A 20,423-nucleotide genomic window follows, 5' to 3' on the forward strand; every position below is an offset into this window, starting at 1 on the left:
ACTGAGCCTGTGCGACACGGCTCAGTGATCGACGTCCTCCGAGTCAGCCCAATCCACCGGATGCAACGTGAGGTAGCTGCTGACCGCCGCGCCCAGTGTCGGAAAAAAAGCGCCCTCGCCCAATCGCGTGAACAGCCCGAATCGCTTCAGCTTGTCCTTGACCGGGTCTTTCATCTCGGCCAGGCACAATTCGATACCCGCCGCCTGCAAGGTTTCATCCAGCTCGGCCAACATGTCGGCAGATGTCACGTCCACACTGGTGATGGGTTCTGCCGCAACCACCAGCCAGCGCACGGGCGTTGGTGATGCCGCCACGGCGTCCAGCACGCGGTCATGGAACAGTTCGGCGTTGGCAAAAAACAGCGAAGCATCCCAGCGAAACAGAACCAGGCCCGGGATAAGACGCGCATCGGGATAACGCTGGATGTCATGGTAGCCCTGCACACCCGCGGCACGCCCCAAGACCGCCGAGTAAGGCCGCCAGCCATCCCAGAGGAATTCGATGACCGCAATCAGGATGGCCAGGCCGATACCCTCGATCGCGCCAAACACGGCCACCCCGACGGTGCAGACAATCGACAGCCAGAACTCCCAGCGCTGAATGCGATAAATGCGTCGTAGGTCACTGATCTCAATCAGGCCGATGGCGGAGGCGATCACCACCGCCGCCAGGGCGCTGTTGGGCAGGTCCTGCAGCAAGTCCGGCGCCACCAACAACAGCAAGGCGACGGCAATCGCGCCGACGATGCCGGTCAATTGGGTTTTGGCGCCTGCCGCCTCGGCCACGGGGGTGCGTGATGAGCTGCTGCTGATGGGAAACCCCTGAAAAAAACCGGCCGCGAGGTTTGCTACGCCGAGCCCGACCATTTCCTGGTTCGGGTCGACATAAGTGCGGGTTCGCGCGGCATAGACACGCGACAGCACGCTGGTGTCGGCAAACGACACCAGTGCGACGGCACAACCGCCGATGACTACCGGAACGATATCGGCCGTGGTGATCCAGGGAATGTCGAGCGCAGGCAAACCTTGAGGCAGCGAGCCAAGCACCTTCACCCCGGCGCGCGCCGCCAGATCCAGCAGCCCCACGGCGACCGTCGCACCCGCCACGGCGATCAGGATGCCCGGTATGCGTTTGTGGGGTTTGAGCAACAGAATCACGACCAACGTGGCGGCGCCGACCATGAACGCCGTCCAGTTGGTTTTGCCTTCCATCACCGCCGTGGCGATGGCCCACAGGTTTCTCAGCGGCCCCTCGGACTCGATGGAAAAACCGAAGAATTTCGGCAACTGGCTGATCAATACCGTCAGCGCAATGCCGTTCATATAGCCATAGCGGATCGGTTTTGACAGCAGTTCGGTGATAAAGCCCAGCCGCGCAATGCCGGCCAAAATGCACACCGCTCCCGAGACAATCGCCATCATGCCCGCGAGGGCGACGGCGCGTTGCGGATCGCCACCCGAGAGTGGCAGGACGACTGCGAGAATCACCGCTGCCAGCGAGGAATCCGGCCCCAACACCAGAATCCGGCTGGGCCCGAATAACGCATAGGCGAGTAGCGGCACGATGGTCGCGTAGAGGCCATAGATGCCGGGCACACCCGATGCCACCGCATAGGCAATACCGACCGGCACCAGCATGGTGGTCAGCACCAGCCCGGCCACGAGGTCGTGTCGCAACCAGGCGATCTGGTACTCGCGCAGCGTGCGCAGCCCCGGCAGCCAGCGGCTCCAGCGCTTGCGATCCTCGCCGCTATCGCGACGTGCAATCCGCCCCGGCTCCGGGACGGGAGGCGAAGCATCCGACTGGCTCATAGGACCATGACCCTTTGCTGTGCAGGGCAGCTGCGCGTGAGCGTGCCGTCAGAATTTTTCCGGAATGCGCCTGAGCGGATAATCCGGCTCGCGATAGCCGCCGGGCTTCTGCCGCTTGGGCAGCACTACCTTTTCACGCGGCACATCTTTGTACGGAATGCGGCTGAGCAAATCGGAAATGATGTTGAGACGGGCCCGTCGTTTATCGTTGGAGTTGGCCACCAGCCACGGTCCGTGATCGGTGTCGGTCGCCTCGAACATGTCGTCGCGGGCGCGGGAATAGTCGTACCAGCGGCTGTATGACTTGAGGTCCATGGGCGTCAGCTTCCAGATTTTGCGTCCATCCTTGATCCGCGCCTCCAGTCGACGAGTCTGCTCATCAGGGCTGACTTCCAGCCAGTACTTGAGCAGGATCACGCCCGAGTCAACGATTGCGCGCTCCACATGGGGCACAGACTTGAGGAACGTGACCACCTGCTCTTTGCTGCAGAACCCCATCACGCGCTCGACACCGGCGCGGTTGTACCAACTGCGGTCGAAGATCACCACTTCGCCGGCGGCAGGCAAGTGCGGCAGGTAACGCTGCACGTACATCTGGCTCTTCTCGCGTTCAGTCGGTGCTGGCAACGCCACTACCCGAAACACACGCGGGCTGACGCGTTCGGTGATCGCCTTGATCGTCCCGCCCTTGCCGGCGCCATCGCGACCCTCGAAGACGATACAGATCTTGATGCCTTCCTTTTTCACCCACTCCTGCAACTTGACCAGCTCGACGTGCAGTCGGCGCAACTGTTCAAGGTAGTCTTTGTTCGACAGCTTCAAGCTGCCAGCGGGATTAACTTTGGAGGCGCTCTTTTTATCCTTTGCCATGGCCCATTCCTCACCGATTGGCACCGACGATTAACTGGATGAGTCTAGTCCATCCTTACCCGCCAAGAGCGATGATCGCGGTGATCAATACCGCACCGGTCACCGCCAGCGCGACCCCGCCTTGCCACGGTTTTCCGCCGGCGTAGCGCGCCAATATCCAGCCGGAAATGAACAACACCCCAAGCCCGACCAGGTTCGACAGACGCACGGCCAACCCTGTGTCGTCGAGCAACAGGAATGGCACCACGAGCGGGAATGTCGAGAGCACGACCAACAGGAAAACCCCGAGCGCGCCGATGAAATCGTCCCAACCCAGGCGCGGCTGTACCGAAGTGCCGGCAAACGCGACCAGGCGTCGACGCAGCGCCTCCAGTTCCTCGGCACCGGCGGCTGCCGAGAGGCGCGGCGGCAGTGCCTCGGCAATCAGCGCCTGCCCCGCCGCGTCCGTCCCGCTGCGCAAACTGGCCAGCAATGAGCGATTGCGCGTGCGCTCGATCAGGGTTCGCAACAAATACATCACCGCATCGGCGAGCCCCCAGGCGAGGTTGCAGCCGAGCGCGGCGTACATCATCGTGCGTTCCGCTTCCTGACCTCCCGTGGCGACGCTGATGGTGCCGGTGAACGTCATCGCCATGAGCAGACCGAAGATCACTTCCGTCACCCGATCGACAGGATCGAGCACACGTGCGCGCTTTTGCAGTTCAGTGCCTTGCATGCGTCCCACCTCGCGGTTCCGTACTCGCGTGATACCCGGTTTTTTCAGCTGCACTTCATTGTAGATTCAAAAAAACCCGACGCTGGTGTGGTGGGCTGCGAGTTAATCAGCAGGCGATTGGAAGAGCCCCTATAATCGCGCCAATTCGTCTACCCTCACAGAGCGCCGGGCAGCATTGAGCTTGCACGCGCGCATCGACAATCTTGCGCAAACGAAACGGAGAACTTCCATGCTCAAGCGTACCCTGGCACTCGCCATCGGCTTGACCCTGTCCGCCTGCACCTTGCTCGCACAGGCCGCCGACACCCTGAAAGTCAGCGCCATTCCCGATGAGGCGCCGACCGAACTGCTGCGCAAGTTCAAGCCGCTGGGCGCCTACCTTGAGCAGCAATTGGGCATGAAGGTCGAGTTCGTGCCGGTGAGCGACTACCCGGCCGTGGTCGAGGCGCTGGCCACCGACCGCATTGATATGGCCTGGCTCGGCGGTTTCACTTTCGTGCAGGCACGCCTTAAAACCGGCAATGCGATTCCGCTGGTACAGCGTGAGCAGGATGCGCAGTTCACCAGCAAATTCATCACCGCCGACCCGAACGTCAAATCCCTCGCCGACCTCAAGGGCAAGACCTTTGCCTTCGGTTCTGTGTCCTCGACGTCGGGCAGCCTGATGCCGCGTTATTTCATGCTCAAGGACGGCATCAAGCCGGAAACCTGGTTCAGCCGCGTCGGTTACTCCGGCGCCCACGACGCCACCGTCGCCTGGGTCCAAGCCGGCAAGGTCGATGCCGGTGTACTGAACGCCAGCGTCTGGGAAAAACTGGTCGCCGCCGGCAAGGTCGATACCAATAAGGTCAAGGTGTTCGCCACCACCCCGGCCTACTTCGACTACAACTGGACCGTGCGTGGAACGCTCGACCCGGCGCTGGCCAACAAGATCAAGGCCGCCTTCCTCGCGCTCGATCCGGCGAAGCCTTCGGACAAGGAGATTCTGGATCTGCAAGCCGCCAGCCGCTTCATCGAAACCAAGCCTGAAAACTACAAGGGCATCGAGGAAGCCGCGCGCGCTGCCGACCTGCTCAAATGACATTGCAACTGAACCGGGTCAGCATCACTCACGCCAATGGCGTGCACGCGTTGCGTGATGTTGACCTGCACATAGCTGCTGGCGAACGGGTCGCCATCATCGGTCCGTCCGGTGCGGGCAAGTCGAGTTTGCTCAATGTGCTGGTCACTGCGTTGCGCCCGAGCAGCGGCGACCTGCAATTGCTCGGCGAAAAAGCCTGGCAGCTGTCTGCCCGCCAGCGTCAACGCCTGCGCGCGCGGATCGGTCTGGTGCATCAGTCGCCGCCGCTGCCGCCACGCCAGCGTGTGATCACGGCGGTGCTGGCCGGCAAGCTTGGCCAGTGGAGTCTGGGCCGGAGCCTGCTGAACCTGCTGCATCCGGTGGACATTCCCGGTGCGCGGGCGGCACTGGCCCGGCTGGATCTGGGCGATAAATTGTTCGCGCAATGCCAGCAACTGTCTGGCGGTCAGCTTCAGCGCGTTGGCGTGGCCCGCGTGCTGTATCAGGCACCCGAGGTGTTGCTGGCCGATGAACCGGTGTCAGCGATGGACCCGGTGCTGGCCGAGCACACGCTGGCGGTCCTGAGCCGTCATGCCCAGGAACATAACGTCACGCTGGTGGCCAGCCTGCATGCGGTGGACCTGGCGCTGGTGCATTTTCCGCGCATCATCGGCCTGCGTGACGGGCAGATCCTGTTCGACCTGCCGGCCGGCGAAGTCGACCGCGAACTGCTCGACAAGCTCTACGCCAACGAGCAATTGCAGTCTCCACCCGTGCCTTCGCCGCCCTTGGTTGTGCAGATCCCCCGATGCTGACGCGCGACTCCCGAGACCCGGCCACCCGTCCGCGTCTGCTGCTCAGCTTGTTGGCCATTGCCCTGTTGTGGCCAGGCATCCACTTCAGTGAACTGGACCTTGGCGTGCTGCTGGCGAGCGACAGTCAAAGCGAAATCGGCCGTTTCGTGGCGACCTTCTGGCCGCCCGCCTATGGCGAAGAATTCCTCCCGCTGCTGTGGCAAGCCACCTTGCAAACCCTGGCCATCGCCACTGCGGGCATGACCCTGGCGCTGTTGTTGGCAGTGCCCGCCAGTTTGCTGGCCAGTCGTGCGCTGTCGCTGTCTGCCGCTTCCCGTGCCGGTCGCCCCGGCTACTGGGGCCGACTATTGCGCTGGCCGGTGCGCGGCTTATTGATATTCCTGCGCAGCGTGCCGGAAATCGTCTGGGCCCTGCTGTTCGTGCGCGCCGTGGGCCTCGGTCCGACGGCCGGGGTACTGGCGATTGCCATTACCTACAGCGGCATGCTCGGCAAGGTTTACGCAGAGATTTTCGAGTCGGTCGACCAACGTCCGGCCCACGCGCTGATGCAAGCCGGTAGCGGTCGGCTCGCGGCGTTTTGCTATGGAATCCTGCCCAATGTCGCAGCCGAATTGCTGTCGTACACGGTGTATCGCTGGGAATGCGCGATCCGCGCTTCGGTGGTGATGGGCTTTGTCGGCGCGGGCGGACTGGGCCAGCAAATGGATCTGTCGCTGCGCATGTTTGCCGGCGGCGAAGTGGCCAGTCTGTTGCTGACGTTCCTGGTGCTGGTGCTGTTCGCCGATCAACTCAGTCGCCTGCTGCGCTGGAGGCTGGCATGAATCGCCTGATCAATCTGGCGCTGCTGCTGTGCATCGGCGCTGCGGTGGTCGCGTCGTTCAGCTATCTGGGCATCGACCTCGGCGCACTGGGCGATAGCAATAACCTGAAGCAGATGGGCGCTTATGCGCAGCGCTTTCTCAGCCCGGACCTGAGCGCGGGCCATTTGCAGGCCATCGCCCATGGTGCGGTGGAGACCATTGCCATGTCTGCCCTGGGCACCCTGCTCGCAGCGGTGTTCGGTCTGATATTGGCGCTGCCGGCGGCGGGTCGATTCGGCTGGCCGTTCAAAAGTGCCTCGCGCCTGATACTCAATGCCCTGCGCGCGATTCCGGAACTGGTGTGGGCGGCGCTGATGGTGCTGGCCGCCGGGCTCGGCCCGAATGCCGGCACCCTGGCGTTGGCCCTGCACACCACCGGCGTGCTCGGCCGACTGTTCGCCGAAGCACTGGAAAACACCCCGCCCGAACCTGCCGAAGCCATCCGCCTGCAAGGCGGCAATGCCGTGTGGGCGTTCTGTTACGGCACCCTGCCCAACCTGCTACCACAACTGCTGGCCTACATTCTGTACCGCTGGGAAAACAATATCCGCATGGCCAGCGTGCTCGGTTTCGTCGGTGCCGGCGGTTTGGGGCAGATGCTGTATGTCAGCCTCAGCCTGTTCCAGGAAGCCCAAGCCAGTACGGTGATCCTGGCCATGCTGGTGCTGGTGTTCGCCGTCGATTCGCTGAGCAGCTGGAGCCGTCAACGCTGGGTCAAGGCCTGACCATCAGGCTTCGCTGATCTGGTTGACGCTGGTGATCTGCCGGTTCCAGATCATCTCGTAATGGGCGGTCTGGATAATCGACAGCACAGGTTTTGGGGTCATCAATGCCCAGCAATGACTGCCCTGCCGGCGCACGGAGTGATAGCGCAGACCGGGGCACCGCGCTTTTCTGATGGCCGTGCCGAAACGATGGGAATCGGCGTAATCGTCGGGGTCGTAGATCGGATCGGTGATGGCAATGGTCGTCGCATCTTTCATCGCCTTATCCACGAAAGAACAGGACAGCCCACGGAAGACAAAGCGCTCATAGTTGAGGTTGTGCACCTTCGACCAATACAGCGTTTGATGATGCTGCACCTCGGCCAACGCCGTTTCCAGGGTGTCGGCCAGGTACAACACGCCAAAACTGCCATCGCTGAAGCGCGAGCCCGCCGGATTGACGTGGGTGAACGGCGCGGTCGCGTAAGAGCAACCGGGAATGCCGAACGGGATCTCGCTGCGGGCGATCAATTCAAGATGCCCTAGTTCGTTCTTCAAGCGCGGATTGGTCAGCGCCTGGATCTCGTACAACACCTCGAACTCGTCCGCATCGGCCACGTCATCAAACATCGCGATCGGCGGAAACTTGGAATTGACCAAGCGGTAAGCCTGCAACGGCTCACCGGCAAACACCGGCAGCTGATTGACCTTCACCATTGCGCGCCCCGCAGCGCATCGATCCGCCGAAACGTCTCATACAAAGCGATCATGTCACCCTGAGACATGATCTCCAGCGGAGTCCGTCCATTGAAAAACTCGTTGTCGTTGGCCATCGACGGGAAGCCGTAGACGTTTTCCGGGTTATCGAAAATCAGGCGCAACGTGGCATGGATGTTCAGCACGAAGCTGATGCGCTGCATCTGATCGGCATCCAGCGCCACCGCCCACTCGGGATCGCGTTGGCGGGCGCGGGTGTAGGTGCTGCGGGAAATGCGCAGGATGCGACAGGCCTGCTCGCTGGACGCCGCCCATTTCTCAAGGATGCCGACGGCTGCGCGCAGGCCGGTGACGCACTGGTTCTTGGTGAATGTTTGCGCCTGTAGGGCGAGTGACATGTCCTTTACCCCGTTATGAATCTATAGATTCAAACATAGCCATGGTGAATCTATAGATCAAGTTGACTGCGACCAGTGGCGCAGGCCCGTTTCCTGACTACATGCCATGCTGATTACGGGTGATTTCGTCGCCCTCACTCAGCAGAGGTCATGAAGATGAAGCTCATGTTTGCGGTCGTCTTCAGCCTCCTGTTTTACGTATCCATCCCGGCAAATACAGCGTCCGCCGACGACAGCATCCGCCCCTTCAAGATCGCGGTGGCGCAACAGGATCTGCTCGACCTGCGCCAACGCATCTCGGCCACCCGCTGGCCCGACAAGGAAACCGTCGGCGACACCTCCCAAGGCGCGCAACTGGCACAGATGCAGGCGTTGATGCGCTACTGGGCCACGGACTACGACTGGCGCAAGGCCGAGACGCAGCTCAACGCATGGCCGCAGTTCGTGACGACCATTGACGGCGTCGACATCCATTTCATCTGGGTGCGCTCCCCTGCTCCCAAAGCCCTGCCGATGATCATGACCCACGGCTGGCCGGGTTCGGTGTTCGAGTTCGTTCAGGTCATCGGCCCACTGTCCGATCCGGTCGCCCATGGCGGCAAGGCTGAAGATGCCTTCGACCTGGTGATTCCGTCCATTCCCGGCTACGGCTTTTCCGGCAAACCGAGTGGCACCGGTTGGGATCCGGATCGCGTTGCGCAGGTCTGGGCGCAGTTGATGCAGCGTCTCGGCTACCAGCAATACGTCGCGCAAGGAGGCGACTGGGGCGGCCCCATCACCGGCGCGATGGCGCGGCAAGCGCCGCCGGGGTTGCGCGGCATTCATCTCAATTTGCCGGCGACGATCCCGCCCGAAGCAGGCGCCGCGCTGGCCGTCGCAGGCCCCGCACCGGCGGATTTCACCCCGCAGGAACGCGCGACTTACGATGCCGTTGCCAAACTGATCAAGCAGGGAAACCTGGCCTACAGCGCGATGATGGCTGCCCGACCACAAACGATTGGCTACGGCGTGACGGATTCCCCGGTCGCCCTCGCCGCGTTCCTGTTGGTGCATCCGGGTTTTTCCCTATGGACCTACGGCGCAGACCCGCAACAGTTGCCGACCCGCGATCAAGTGCTGGACGACATCACCCTGTACTGGCTGACCAACAGCGGCGCTTCGTCCGGCCGCTTGTACTGGGAAAACAAAGGGCGTAGCCCGCTGTCATCCACTGCCCAGAAGACCAGCGAGATCTCACTGCCGGTGGCGATTACCGTATTTCCACAAGACGTCTACTGCCCGCCGGAGAGCTGGGCCCGGCGCGCCTACCGCAATCTGGTCTACTTCCGCCAAGCAGAGATAGGTGGCCATTTTGCAGCCTGGGAACAGCCGCAACTGTTCACCGAAGAATTGCGCACGGCGTTTCGTTCGATGCGTTGAAGGCTTACTCGGACACCGCGACTTGATTACGCCCGCGGGCCTTGGCGCGATACAGCGCCTTGTCGGCGTTGCTCATCAAACTGTGCAAATCCTTTTCACTGGATTCCATGGACGCCACCCCGATGCTGGCGGTTATGCAGTGCACAGGCCCGGTCATCAGGCCGGAAATGGAGTGGACGAGTTCTTCGGCGATGTTTTGCGCGGCTTCAAGCGAGGTGTCCGGCAGCAACACGGCAAACTCCTCGCCACCCAGTCGACCGTAGACGTCGGTTTCGCGAAATGACCGGCAGATGACCACGCCCATCTGACGCAGCACTTGATCACCGACCTGATGCCCGTAGGTGTCGTTGATGTGTTTGAAATGATCCATGTCCAGCATCACCGCACACAGCGGCAATTGATAGTTCTGGCAATGGTTGTAGAGGCGCTGGGCTTGCTCGAAAAACGCCCGGCGATTCTTCAGGCCGGTCAGTTCGTCAGTCTGTGCGGCGCGTGTGGAAATGCTGTGGGCCAGTTCCATTTCACGGGTCAGGCGGAAGGCCGTTTCCAGCGCATCGGAGAGTTTGCGGGTGGCGCTGCACACGAATGAGGCGAACACCAGAACGGCCATGGCCATGCCGACTTGCAGGGTCGACGACTGGAACAACAGCCAGAAGGTACAGGGCAACAACACCAGCGCGATGGACACCACGGTCATGTAGCGATAAGCCGAATAGCACGACACCGCGCTCACGGACATGCCTACGGTAAACAGCATCACCAGCGCCTGGGCCAGCAGATCGTCGGCCGGCATGACCGCCAGCGCGCCACCACCCCAAATGGCGGCGGACAGCACCAGCGTGCCGAAATAGATGCGTTCCCAGCGTTGCGGTGTGCGCGCCTCGTCCGGGCTGTGGAAATAGGCCACGAACATCAGGATGCGCAACAACGTCGAGCCCGTCAGCAGGGCGACCCACCAGGCAATGACAACATGGTCAAAACGCTCCCAGCACAGCCAGCACAGCATGACCAACGCCAGGAAACTGCCAAAAACCGCAGAAACCGATTGCCGAAACAGTTGATGCAACCGGTCGGTGCGCACCTGCTGGGCGATGAAGCTTTCCTGCTCGAGCCGAAATCCGGGGCCATCCATTGAGTTCGCCTGATAATGCTGAGGTGAATGGAGGTATTGTGGCACATTGCTCATGGCCACGTGCTCCGCTGAGAGATTGCGCCTATCAGCAACTAATACTCCGACTATTAGCTGACTTCCCAATAGGGGTCTAGCCTTATCTAGCGCCGGCGCTTTCTGGCCGGTTCAGACCTGATGAGGAGATAAGAATGAGTCAGAAACTGACAGGGCGTACCGTGAGTCCCTGTGTTGGCAATTCCCTTGCCACTCTCGAGAATACCCACGCGACCACAACGATCAATTGATCGACCTGCCGGTCCCGCAGCCTGTGTCATGGATCTCACTCACCGTTGTCCCGAGCCCGTACCGGGCCGAACCGCTGAATGAACTCGACCAAAGGTAGCTCACACATGGCAACTGAATCGAAATGCCCGTTCCACCAGGCCGCCGGTGGTGGCACAACAAACCGCGACTGGTGGCCAAACCAGCTTAATCTGAAAATCCTGCACCAGCACTCGTCCCTGTCCGACCCCATGGACGAGGGCTTCAACTATGCCGAAGCGTTCAAGGCCCTGGATTTTGCAGCGGTCAAACGCGACCTGACGGCACTGATGACCGACTCCCAAGACTGGTGGCCCGCCGACTTCGGCCACTATGGCCCGCTCTTCGTGCGCATGGCCTGGCACGCCGCCGGCACCTACCGTACCGGTGACGGTCGAGGTGGCGCAGGTTCCGGGCAGCAACGCTTCGCTCCGCTCAACAGTTGGCCGGACAACGTCAGCCTCGACAAGGCTCGGCGGCTGCTGTGGCCGATCAAGCAAAAATACGGCCGCAACATTTCCTGGGCCGACCTGATCGTGCTCACCGGTAACGTCGCGCTGGAGTCCATGGGCTTCAAGACCTTTGGCTACTCCGGTGGTCGTCCGGACGTCTGGGAACCGGACGAGGACGTGTACTGGGGCTCGGAAAGCAAATGGCTCGCCGGTGACACCCGCTACGGCAAAAACGATGAACCGATGCAGAAACCTGGCGAAGGTCCGCTCGTTGCCGAGCCTGGGGAAAACGAAGACACCCGCGTCGAGCCTGGCCGCAATCTGGAAAACCCGCTGGCCGCCGTGCAAATGGGCCTGATCTATGTGAACCCGGAAGGCCCGGAAGCCAATCCGGACCCGGTCGCTGCCGGCCTGGACATTCGCGAAACCTTCGGCCGCATGGCCATGAACGACGAAGAAACCGTGGCACTGATCGCCGGTGGTCACGCCTTCGGCAAGACCCACGGCGCAGGCCCTGCGGACAATGTCGGGGCCGAGCCCGAAGCGGCCGGTCTTGAAGAACAGGGTCTTGGCTGGAGAAACAAATTCGGCACCGGTAAAGGCGCCGACACCATCACCAGCGGCCTGGAAGTCACCTGGACCACGACGCCGACCAAATGGAGCAACAACTTCCTGGAGAACGTGTTCGGTTTCGAGTGGGAGCTGACCAAGAGCCCGGCGGGCGCCCACCAATGGAAGCCAAAAAACGGTGCCGGCGCAGGTATCATCCCCGATGCCCACGATCCGTCGAAACGTCGTGATCCAACCATGCTGACCACCGACCTGGCGTTGCGCTTCGACCCGATCTACGAGCCGATTTCGCGGCGCTTCCTGGAAAACCCGGAGCAACTGGCCGACGCCTTTGCGCGCGCCTGGTACAAGCTGATCCACCGTGACATGGGCCCGCTCTCGCGCTACCTCGGCCCGGAAATGCCCAACGAAGTGCTGCTGTGGCAAGACCCTATTCCAGCGGTCGATCATGCGCTGATCAACGACAGTGATGTCGCCGCGCTGAAAAGCAAATTGCTGGCTTCCGGCCTGTCGGTTTCGCAGCTTGTTTCCACAGCGTGGGCGGCGGCTTCGACTTTCCGTGGTTCCGACAAACGCGGCGGTGCAAACGGTGGTCGTCTGCGTCTGGCCCCACAGAAATTCTGGCAATCCAACCAGCCAGAGCAACTGGGCAACGTGCTGACCAAACTCGAAGGCATTCAGAAGGAGTTCAATGCCGGCGGCAAGAAAGTCTCGCTGGCCGACCTGATCGTGCTGGCCGGTTGTGCCGGTGTCGAACAGGCCGCGAAGAACGCCGGGCAAACCGTCACGGTGCCTTTCACGCCAGGGCGGATGGACGCCAGTCAGGAACAAACGGACGTCGAATCTTTCGGTTTCCTTGAACCCATCGCTGACGGCTTCCGCAACTACCTCAAGGGCCGCTATACCGTTCCGGCCGAAAGGTTGTTGATCGACAAGGCGCAGCTGCTGACGCTCACCGCACCGGAAATGACCGCGCTCATCGGTGGTCTGCGCGTGCTCAACACCAACGTCGGCAAAACCGCCCACGGCGTCTTCACCAGCCGGCCGGAAGCGCTGACCAACGACTTCTTCACCAACCTGCTGGACATGGGCGTCGAATGGAAACCCGTGTCCGAGGCCAATGAAGAATTCACCGGTCGCGACCGCAAAACCGGCCAGCAGAAGTGGACCGCGACGCGCGTCGACCTGGTCTTCGGCTCCAACTCGCAGCTGCGGGCATTGGCGGAAGTCTATGCAAGCGCCGGCGGGCAGGAGAAGTTGGTGAAGGACTTCGTGGCGGCGTGGACCAAGGTCATGAACCTGGACCGTTTTGACCTGAAGTGAGATAGCGACGTGTAGGTTGGCCACTTCGGCGATGAACGCGCCGGAGTGGCCATTTTTTTGGACACGGGCAACGCAATGTTGCCCTTGCCGCTTCGATTGTCGCTCATTTACAATTGCTAATAATTCTCACTAGCAAAAATTATGATGCGATGAGCAACTTTCTGTCCGCCACTGACCAGCAGCATGTGCAATGCGTCGAAGCCCTGTATGTCGGCCACCAAGGCTGGTTGTACGCCTGGTTGCAGCGAAAACTGGGTAATCGGGTGGATGCGGCGGATCTGCTGCACGACACTTTCACGCGCATTCTGGCGGCCAAACCGCTCCCGAACATTGCCGAGCCACGGGCCTATCTGACCTGTGTCGCCAAAGGCATCCTGGTGAACTGGTATCAGCGTCAGGCGCTGGAACGCGCCTATCTATCGGCTCTGGCGCAAATGCCGGAGTCCCTGGCGCCCTCCCCTGAGTTGCGTTTTCTGATTCTGGAAACCCTGCACGAGGTCGACGCCCTGCTCGATACCCTGCCGCCACTGGTCAAGCGTGCGTTCCTGCTGTCGCAGATCGGCGCGATGAAATACCAGGACATCGCCGAGCAACTCGACATCTCGCTCATTACCGTCAAACGCTACATGAAACAGGCCTTTTTGCAGTGCCTGACGTTGATGCCCGAATGAGCCGCCCTTCAATGGTCAGCCCGGCCGTGCTGGACGAGGCCGCCGAGTGGCTGATGCGCCTGACTGAAGGCTCACTCAGCGAACAAGAACGCGCGCAATGGCAAGCCTGGCGAGCCAGCAGCGCCGAATGTGAATACGCCTGGCAGCGGGCCGAAAGTTTGCTGGGCAAACTCGGCGGCCTCCCCCCGGAATTGGCGATGCCGACGCTGGATCGCCCGGCCAACCCACAACGCCGGGCTATGCTCGCCCGTCTGGCAGCGTTGTTGGCAATCGCGCCGGCCACCTGGCTCGGCTGGCAAGTGAACCAGCGTCAGGGCTGGACCGCCGACTATCACTCGCCGATTGGCGAACGCCGTCAACTGACGCTCGCCGATGGCAGTCAACTGACCCTCAACACCGACACTGCCATCGATGTGATGTTCGATCAGACGCAGCGCCTGATCCGGGTGCGCAAAGGCGAAATCCTGGTGCAGACCGCGCCGGACATTCAGGTGCCTTCCCGACCGTTCCGGGTGTCGACCGAGCAAGGCATCATGCAGGCGTTGGGCACGCGTTTCAGCGTTCGTGAAGACGCCGACACCACGCGCTTGGCGGTGCTCGACGGCCGTGTGCAAATCGAGCTTTACCATCGGCAGCAGGCCACGCCAGTGATCCTGATTGCCGGCCAACAAACCGAATTTTCAGCCTCCGCGATCGGGCCGGTGACCCACGCCGACAGCGCCTTGACTGCCTGGACCCAAGGCATGCTGGTGGCGGACGGTATGTCGCTTGGTGAATTTGCAAAGGAACTGGCGCGCTACCGCCATGGCCTCGTGCGCTGCGATCCAGCCGTTGCCCGAATCCGGATTTCCGGGGCTTTCCCACTGGACGACAGCCGTCGTGCGCTGAGCATGCTGGCCCTGACGTACCCGGTAAAAGTGACGACGCACTTCGGTGGGTATTGGGTGACCCTGTCACCGGCCTGACCTGCTCGAAAAAAATATTTGCAAAGAGGTGATACTTTTTTCGCGCTGGGCTGGCAAGGGAAGACACACCCCGTTTCTCTTGCCGACAGGATCACTTCTCACATGCCCGTTGAACGCGCCTTACGCCTCACGCCGCCCTTTCGCCATGCGATCTTCAGCTTGATGATCGGCGGTGCCTGCACCCAGGTGTGGGCAGCACAACCCTCATCCATTACCGATACACGCAGCTATCAGATTCCGGCAGGCCCGTTGGGGCAGACACTATCGCGCTTCGCCGCCGACAGCCGCATCGCCTTGTCATTTGATCCGGCCCTCACCGATGGCCTGCAAAGCCCCGGTTTGTCCGGCAGCTATTCGGCGCTTGACGCACTGACCCGGCTGTTGAACGGCACCGGCCTGGAAATGACCCAGCGCGCCGACGCCAGCTACACCCTCGTGCGCTCGGCCAACACTGGCGCCTTGCAACTCGGCGCTACCTCAATCACTAGCCAGCTATTGGGCGTCACCACCGAAGACACCCATTCCTACACCACCAACGAAGTCAGCATCGGCAAGGGCAACATCAAGCTCAAGGACATCCCGCAGTCGGTGTCGGTGGTCACGCGCCAGCGCATGGACGACCAGAACATGAACAGCCTGCAAGACGCCATGCGCCAGGTCACCGGGGTCACGATCAAGACCTACAACTCGGGTTCCAGCCTCAATGACGTCTATATGCGCGGCTTCCTCGTGGATCAGGTGCAGGTCGACGGCGTCTCGCAACCCACCGGCCAGGGCGACATGGCCACCGCGTTCGATCTGGCGATGTACGATCGGGTCGAAGTGTTGCGCGGTCCATCGGGCCTGTATCAAGGGGCCGGCGAACCCGGCGGTACGATCAACGTGGTGCGCAAGCGCGCCCTCAATACCTTCGCCCTCGGCGGCGAACTGGCCGCCGGTTCGTATGACCACTACCGCTCCTCGGTGGACGTCACCGGGCCGCTGAATGATGCGGGCACCGTGCGCGGGCGTTTCATCACCGCGTACGAGAACAACAAATCCTTTGTCGACTACGCCCAGAACGAGCGCCCGATGGTCTACGGTCGCCTGGAATTCGACCTCGATCCGTCCACCACCCTGTCGGTCGGCGGCGCTTACCAGCAAAACCATTCCACCCCGGCCTTCGGTTTGCCGGCCTACGCCAACGGCAAGTTGCTGGACGTGCCGCGCTCGACCTTCGTCGATGCCAAGTGGAACGAACTGAACGAAAAAGTCTGGGAAACCTTCGCCGAAGTCGACCACGCCCTCGACAACGGCGGCCAGTTCAAGACCACCCTGACCTACCGCGATGCCGAGACGCCCAAGCGTAACTTCACCTGGGCCGACGGCGCGGTCGACCCCGACACCGGCGACAGCTGGGCCGTGGCCTACAACTACTACACGCACATCAAAACCATCGGCGCCGACAGCTTCGTCACCACACCGTTCGAAGCCCTTGGTCGCAGCCATGAATTCACCGTGGGCTCCGAATACCAGCACCTAGACAAAGACTTCACCTACGGCGGCGGCGACTATTTCCCGATCAACGTCTTCGATCCGGGCAGCATCGACATCCCGAAACAGGATTACGTGAAGAACAACGGCAACTGGTCCAAGTCCGATCAGTACGGCCTCTATACCCGCGCCAAGCTCAACGTCACCGACTGGCTCGACGTGATCGGCGGCAGCCGCGTGACCTGGTACGAAAGCGACGCGAAAAACGCCAACGCCTTCTTCAACAACTTCGGCAGCGCCCACACCAGCATCAACCGCAAGGTCGTTCCGTACGGCGCGATCATCGGCAAGCTGACCCCGGAACTGTCGGCCTACGCCAGCTACACCGGCGTGTTCAAACCACAAAGCGAACTGGGTTCCGACAACACGCCCATCGGCCCGCGCGAAGGCGAGCAGTATGAAATCGGCCTCAAGCGCGAATTCTTCGACGGGCGCCTGAACGCCAGCGTCGCGGTGTTCCGCATCTACGATGAAAACCGCGCCGAATACGACAACGCCACCGCCGCCTACAAGGCACAGGGCAAGGCCCGCAGCCAGGGCTGGGAAACCGAGTTGAGCGGCAACCTGACCGACAACTGGAGCATCGTCACCGGCTACGCCTTCACCTCCACCGAGTACCTGAAGTCCGACGATGGCAATGAAGGCAAAACCTTCAGCACCATCACGCCCAAGCACAACTTCAACCTGTGGACCAAGTACGAATTCACCGACGGCCCGCTCAAGGACTTCAGCGTTGGTGGCGGCGTGCGCGTGGTCAGCGAGACTTACTACCAGCGTGAAGTCAAATTCGAACAGAGCGGCTACGGCATCGCCACGGCCCAGGTCGGTTACAAGATAAACGACAACCTGTCGACGACCCTGACCGCCAACAACCTGTTCGATCGCAAGTATTACGACCGCGTCGATGCATCGTGGGGCACCAATTTCTACGGCGACCCGCGCACGCTGACGCTGGCGCTGCGGGCGCAGTATTGATTGGGGTTTGAGCGGTTTCTACTCAGGCGGATCGATCTGATCCAGCACCCGGTTCGCCGTTGTACGGGGATGCTGGATCGGTGTCCGGCGGGTTTGGCGTAACTTTGAACATAGTGAAACTCCTGGCTGGAATGAAGGAGCCAACAAGCAGCGTCCGACAATGTTTAAAACCCGCTAAACGCTCCAGCTGTTGGAGCGAGCCTGCTCGCGAAAATCGCAACGTCACGCCAACCCTTCTGCCAGTAGCGCCTTTTGCACCGACGGCCGCTGAAGCACCCGGCTGTACCACGCCTGAAGGTTTTTCAGCCCGTCGAAATGAATGCCTGCTTTGTAGTAAGACGTCAGCCAATCCGCTTGGCCCCAACCCGTAAGGGCAAACAGATATGCATCGGCGACAGTGAAGGTGTCGCCGAGCAAAAAATGGCGGCCTTCGAGTTGTTTATCCACCCACGCATAGCGCGCTTCCAGTTTCGGTTTGGCCGTGTCCAGGTACTTGCCGGCCAGCCCCGCATAGAGCAGTGGAATAAACCCTTTGTGAATCTCCGACGTCAAAAAACTCAGCCACTCATGCAACCGATAGCGGTCCAGCGTGCCATTGGGCGGAGCCAATCCCGACTCGGGCTTCTGGTCAGCCAGGTACTGCACAATCGCAGGGCCTTCCCGAAAGCGGGTGCCATCGTCCAGTTCAAGAATTGGCACGTAACCCAGGGGATTCACATCGTAAAAATCAATGGTGCCGTCCACCGTGTGTGCGCGGTGATCGACCTTGAGCAACGCGACATCAAGCCCCAGTTCATTGATCACGATATGAGGGGAAAGGGAACAACTGCCAGGGATGTAGTAAAGCTTCACGCGCGATCTCCTAATGGGGTCTGCTGCATCACTTCCGTCCGGAAAGTGCTGAAGGACCATCTTAGGGACGTGGTATATAAATGGAAGAAGGCACTTTTTTATCATCTAGGTACATAAAATATACCTGCCATGCCCTGAGGAAAGTTTCATGAAAAAGAACGTGACGGGCTGTTCCGTGGAAGAAGCCATGCGTCTGCTCGGTGGTCGATGGCGTCTGCTGCTGGTGTCGTATCTCCTCGACGGCCCCAAGCGTTTCAACGAACTGCGCCGCGACGTCCCGGGCATCTCGCAACGAATGTTGACACTCGACCTGCGCGCACTTGAGGAAGTCGGTTTGGTGAAACGCACGGTTTACCCGACAGTTCCGGTCAAAGTGGAGTATGAGCTGACCGACGAAGGTGACCGATTGAGACCTGTCGTCAGCGTGATGCGGGACTTTGGGTTGTGGCTCAAGCAAAGCGGAAAGCTCCAGATGCCGCTGGAAGAAGTGAGTCAGGCTTGAGCAGTGTTGAACGTCATTTACAGCCCGGAAAAAAGTGCCACCGGTTGCGTCAGGCAACAATCGGCCAGAAGCAACCAGTGGACGGAGGGATAGCAAATGAGTAGCTATGCTTGATCTACTGCTGGAGCTGATTGAGCAGATCAGGCTTTCCGTCGATTATGTATCACCCCCTCAAGTGGTCATCCCACTGGGGATCAATTCAGAGTTATGCCCAAAGAGGAGTTCGCCATGACCGTAGTCGATCGCCTCAGGTATTTGCGCGTCGTACTGGTATTGGCTGGCCTCGCGTGCCTTGCTCTCTACCCACTTATGTTGTTCTGGCCGTCCGGCTGGGCCTGGCACGTCAGTCACTCGGACTACCCGATGATGATCGTTGGCATCTACGCCACACTTGGCGTGTTCTTGATCCTGGCCGCACGTGATCCATTAGCCAACCTGAGCCTAATCTGGTTCACCGTGTGGTCCAGCGCCGTACACGCAGCAATCATGGCCGTCCAGGCGGTCACCCAGCCGGGGCAAATGGGACACTGGGCAGGTGACGTGCCGGCGCTCTTCATCGTGGCGGTTGCCTTGGCGATCTTGACGCCCCGCTCGCAATTGGCCGTTCGGCCCCGGACACAAAATGGGGCCTAAGCGCAGGTTTGACTGTCACTACTGACCGGTTTGGGTCGATAGCGACCTGTCGGGATAACTTGATAGCCCGCCAGGCCCTACTACCGTGGATACAAGTTTGCTTTCCAACGCAGGAGCGCAACGTATGTCCAGAATCCTTTTTTTGATGGTCGCCAGCCTGGTCCTGTGCACCAGCCAAGCGATGGCGGACACCCTCAAGATCAGCGTGATCGGCGCCGGCAACGTCGGCGGAACGCTTGGCATGCTGTGGGTAAAGGCTGGGCATTCGGTGATGTTTTCTTCGCGCCACCCTGAGGAGCTGACGGATCTGGTCAAGACCGCCGGCCCCAACGCCCAGGCGGGCTCCGTCGCTGATGCCGCCGCATGGGGCGATGTGATCGTGTTGAGTGTTCCTTACGGCGCGATGCCGGTACTGTCCGAACAACTGAAGGGCAAGCTGGACGGCAAAGTGGTGTTCAGCACCAGCAACCCATTCAGCGGACGAGACGCAGACGTCGGGCGCAAAGCGCTGGATCTGGGAGTCGCCCTGGCAGACCAGCAATATCTGCCAGGGGTGCACCTGGCGCGAGCGTTCAACGCCATCGGCTATGCCGCCATGAAAGACCAGTCTGGCAAAGACAAGGCGATTCCCCTTTTCGCCGACGACGCCCAGGCCCGGGAAATGGGTGCCCGGTTGGTGCGCGACGCTGGATTTACTCCGGTGGTGTTCCCGCTGGCACGAGCCAATGAAGGCTTGCCGGGCGGCCCTCTCAGCGGCGTTTGGACCGAGGCTGAACTTAAGCGGAAGGTGGGCCTTTAGGGCAAATAGTGAGACTCAGACAGGTATGGGATATCTTGCCGACCTGTGCTGAAAAGATGGCTGCGGATGTCATTCATGCGTTGCCACACGTATCGCAATAGCTCGAAACCTTTACGATCGAGGCACGACTCTCAACGCGCTTTAGCGATGTCCATATTGGGTCCAGGCTGTGTGAAAACGCGCTAAATACCTCAAAAACTGAGAGTCGCGAGGGTTGCCTATGGAATCACGCGGGCGGAAGCGTGAATTGCCCTCGTCAACTACATAGGCATTCGTAATGCCGTTTGGGCAGCGTCAGCGGCCAAAACGGCTACTAACTGGCGAGACAAGCGGCTGGATTCACGCC

At 60.8% G+C, this 20,423-nt stretch carries 19 protein-coding genes; 12 read left to right on the forward strand and 7 right to left on the reverse strand.

Going from position 1 to position 20,423, the window contains the following annotated elements:
* Positions 1 to 21: 21 nt before the first annotated feature.
* The 3 genes from ACW9JC_RS05655 to ACW9JC_RS05665 are packed head-to-tail and all read right to left on the reverse strand — an operon-like array spanning position 22 to position 3,397.
* Positions 22 to 1,812, reverse strand: a complete 1,791-nt coding sequence (locus ACW9JC_RS05655; protein ID WP_457454081.1) for a SulP family inorganic anion transporter — start codon at positions 1,810 to 1,812, stop codon at positions 22 to 24.
* Between the two features lie 48 nt (positions 1,813 to 1,860).
* Entirely contained in the window at positions 1,861 to 2,682 is an 822-nt protein-coding gene (gene ppk2 / locus ACW9JC_RS05660; protein WP_457454082.1) for a polyphosphate kinase 2, read from the reverse strand.
* A gap of 55 nt (positions 2,683 to 2,737) precedes the next feature.
* Positions 2,738 to 3,397 carry a hypothetical protein gene (locus ACW9JC_RS05665; protein ID WP_457454084.1) on the reverse strand — a complete coding sequence of 220 codons (660 nt, stop codon included), beginning with the start codon at positions 3,395 to 3,397 and terminating at the stop codon, positions 2,738 to 2,740.
* Between the two features lie 229 nt (positions 3,398 to 3,626).
* Between ACW9JC_RS05665 and ACW9JC_RS05670 the strand changes: the two genes are divergently transcribed.
* Genes ACW9JC_RS05670 through phnE (ACW9JC_RS05685) form a run of 4 tightly spaced genes read left to right on the forward strand, consistent with a single transcriptional unit; the run spans position 3,627 to position 6,857 of the window.
* The gene (locus tag ACW9JC_RS05670) at positions 3,627 to 4,478 is read left to right on the forward strand and encodes a putative selenate ABC transporter substrate-binding protein (RefSeq protein ID WP_457454086.1); all 852 of its coding nucleotides are present in this window, start codon (positions 3,627 to 3,629) and stop codon (positions 4,476 to 4,478) included.
* The gene (locus ACW9JC_RS05675) at positions 4,475 to 5,272 is read left to right on the forward strand and encodes a phosphonate ABC transporter ATP-binding protein (protein ID WP_457454088.1); all 798 of its coding nucleotides are present in this window, start codon (positions 4,475 to 4,477) and stop codon (positions 5,270 to 5,272) included. The genes ACW9JC_RS05670 and ACW9JC_RS05675 overlap by 4 nt, the downstream gene beginning before the upstream one ends.
* Positions 5,266 to 6,093 carry a phosphonate ABC transporter, permease protein PhnE gene (gene phnE, locus ACW9JC_RS05680; RefSeq protein ID WP_448108249.1) on the forward strand — a complete coding sequence of 276 codons (828 nt, stop codon included), beginning with the start codon at positions 5,266 to 5,268 and terminating at the stop codon, positions 6,091 to 6,093. The genes ACW9JC_RS05675 and phnE (ACW9JC_RS05680) overlap by 7 nt, the downstream gene beginning before the upstream one ends.
* Positions 6,090 to 6,857, forward strand: a complete 768-nt coding sequence (phnE, locus tag ACW9JC_RS05685; protein ID WP_419710137.1) for a phosphonate ABC transporter, permease protein PhnE — start codon at positions 6,090 to 6,092, stop codon at positions 6,855 to 6,857. The genes phnE (ACW9JC_RS05680) and phnE (ACW9JC_RS05685) overlap by 4 nt, the downstream gene beginning before the upstream one ends.
* Before the next feature lie 3 nt (positions 6,858 to 6,860).
* Here the strand turns inward: phnE (ACW9JC_RS05685) and ACW9JC_RS05690 are convergent, their stop codons facing one another.
* Entirely contained in the window at positions 6,861 to 7,553 is a 693-nt protein-coding gene (locus ACW9JC_RS05690; RefSeq protein WP_457454091.1) for an RES family NAD+ phosphorylase, read from the reverse strand.
* Positions 7,547 to 7,951 carry an antitoxin Xre-like helix-turn-helix domain-containing protein gene (locus tag ACW9JC_RS05695; protein WP_338581420.1) on the reverse strand — a complete coding sequence of 135 codons (405 nt, stop codon included), beginning with the start codon at positions 7,949 to 7,951 and terminating at the stop codon, positions 7,547 to 7,549. Before ACW9JC_RS05695 ends, ACW9JC_RS05690 begins: the two co-directional genes overlap by 7 nt.
* 150 nt (positions 7,952 to 8,101) lie before the next feature.
* Here ACW9JC_RS05695 and ACW9JC_RS05700 point away from each other — a divergent pair, with 150 nt between their 5' ends.
* Positions 8,102 to 9,370: an epoxide hydrolase family protein gene (locus ACW9JC_RS05700; protein ID WP_457454093.1), complete on the forward strand. Its 1,269-nt coding sequence runs from the start codon at positions 8,102 to 8,104 to the stop codon at positions 9,368 to 9,370.
* A 4-nt stretch (positions 9,371 to 9,374) separates the two neighbouring features.
* Here ACW9JC_RS05700 and ACW9JC_RS05705 read toward each other — a convergent pair whose 3' ends face one another.
* A complete protein-coding gene (locus ACW9JC_RS05705) occupies positions 9,375 to 10,502 on the reverse strand; it encodes a diguanylate cyclase (RefSeq protein WP_457454095.1) in 1,128 nt (375 codons plus the stop codon).
* A gap of 389 nt (positions 10,503 to 10,891) precedes the next feature.
* Here ACW9JC_RS05705 and katG point away from each other — a divergent pair, with 389 nt between their 5' ends.
* The 4 genes from katG (at position 10,892) to ACW9JC_RS05725 (ending at position 17,291) form a co-directional block, all read left to right on the forward strand.
* Positions 10,892 to 13,147: a catalase/peroxidase HPI gene (gene katG, locus ACW9JC_RS05710; RefSeq protein WP_457454097.1), complete on the forward strand. Its 2,256-nt coding sequence runs from the start codon at positions 10,892 to 10,894 to the stop codon at positions 13,145 to 13,147.
* Positions 13,148 to 13,296: 149 nt separating this feature from the next.
* Complete coding sequence (locus tag ACW9JC_RS05715) at positions 13,297 to 13,818, forward strand: sigma-70 family RNA polymerase sigma factor (RefSeq protein ID WP_457454099.1); 522 nt, start codon at positions 13,297 to 13,299, stop codon at positions 13,816 to 13,818.
* Complete coding sequence (locus tag ACW9JC_RS05720) at positions 13,815 to 14,783, forward strand: FecR domain-containing protein (protein ID WP_457454101.1); 969 nt, start codon at positions 13,815 to 13,817, stop codon at positions 14,781 to 14,783. Before ACW9JC_RS05715 ends, ACW9JC_RS05720 begins: the two co-directional genes overlap by 4 nt.
* Before the next feature lie 102 nt (positions 14,784 to 14,885).
* Positions 14,886 to 17,291 (forward strand): TonB-dependent siderophore receptor, encoded by a 2,406-nt coding sequence (locus ACW9JC_RS05725; RefSeq protein WP_457454103.1) that lies wholly within the window; start codon positions 14,886 to 14,888, stop codon positions 17,289 to 17,291.
* 222 nt (positions 17,292 to 17,513) lie between these two features.
* Here ACW9JC_RS05725 and gstA read toward each other — a convergent pair whose 3' ends face one another.
* On the reverse strand, positions 17,514 to 18,143 hold the full coding sequence (gstA, locus tag ACW9JC_RS05730; RefSeq protein ID WP_457454104.1) for a glutathione transferase GstA: 630 nt from the start codon (positions 18,141 to 18,143) through the stop codon (positions 17,514 to 17,516).
* Positions 18,144 to 18,291: 148 nt separating this feature from the next.
* Between gstA and ACW9JC_RS05735 the strand changes: the two genes are divergently transcribed.
* The 3 genes from ACW9JC_RS05735 to ACW9JC_RS05745 all read left to right on the forward strand — a co-directional run bounded on the left by ACW9JC_RS05735 (position 18,292) and on the right by ACW9JC_RS05745 (position 20,077).
* A complete protein-coding gene (locus ACW9JC_RS05735) occupies positions 18,292 to 18,645 on the forward strand; it encodes a winged helix-turn-helix transcriptional regulator (protein WP_338581428.1) in 354 nt (117 codons plus the stop codon).
* Positions 18,646 to 18,873: 228 nt separating this feature from the next.
* Entirely contained in the window at positions 18,874 to 19,278 is a 405-nt protein-coding gene (locus ACW9JC_RS05740) for a DUF6632 domain-containing protein (RefSeq protein ID WP_457454106.1), read from the forward strand.
* 124 nt (positions 19,279 to 19,402) lie between these two features.
* A complete protein-coding gene (locus ACW9JC_RS05745; protein ID WP_457454108.1) occupies positions 19,403 to 20,077 on the forward strand; it encodes an NADPH-dependent F420 reductase in 675 nt (224 codons plus the stop codon).
* The last annotated feature ends 346 nt before the right edge of the window (positions 20,078 to 20,423 follow it).

Source organism: Pseudomonas sp. SDO5591_S426 (assembly GCF_054070755.1).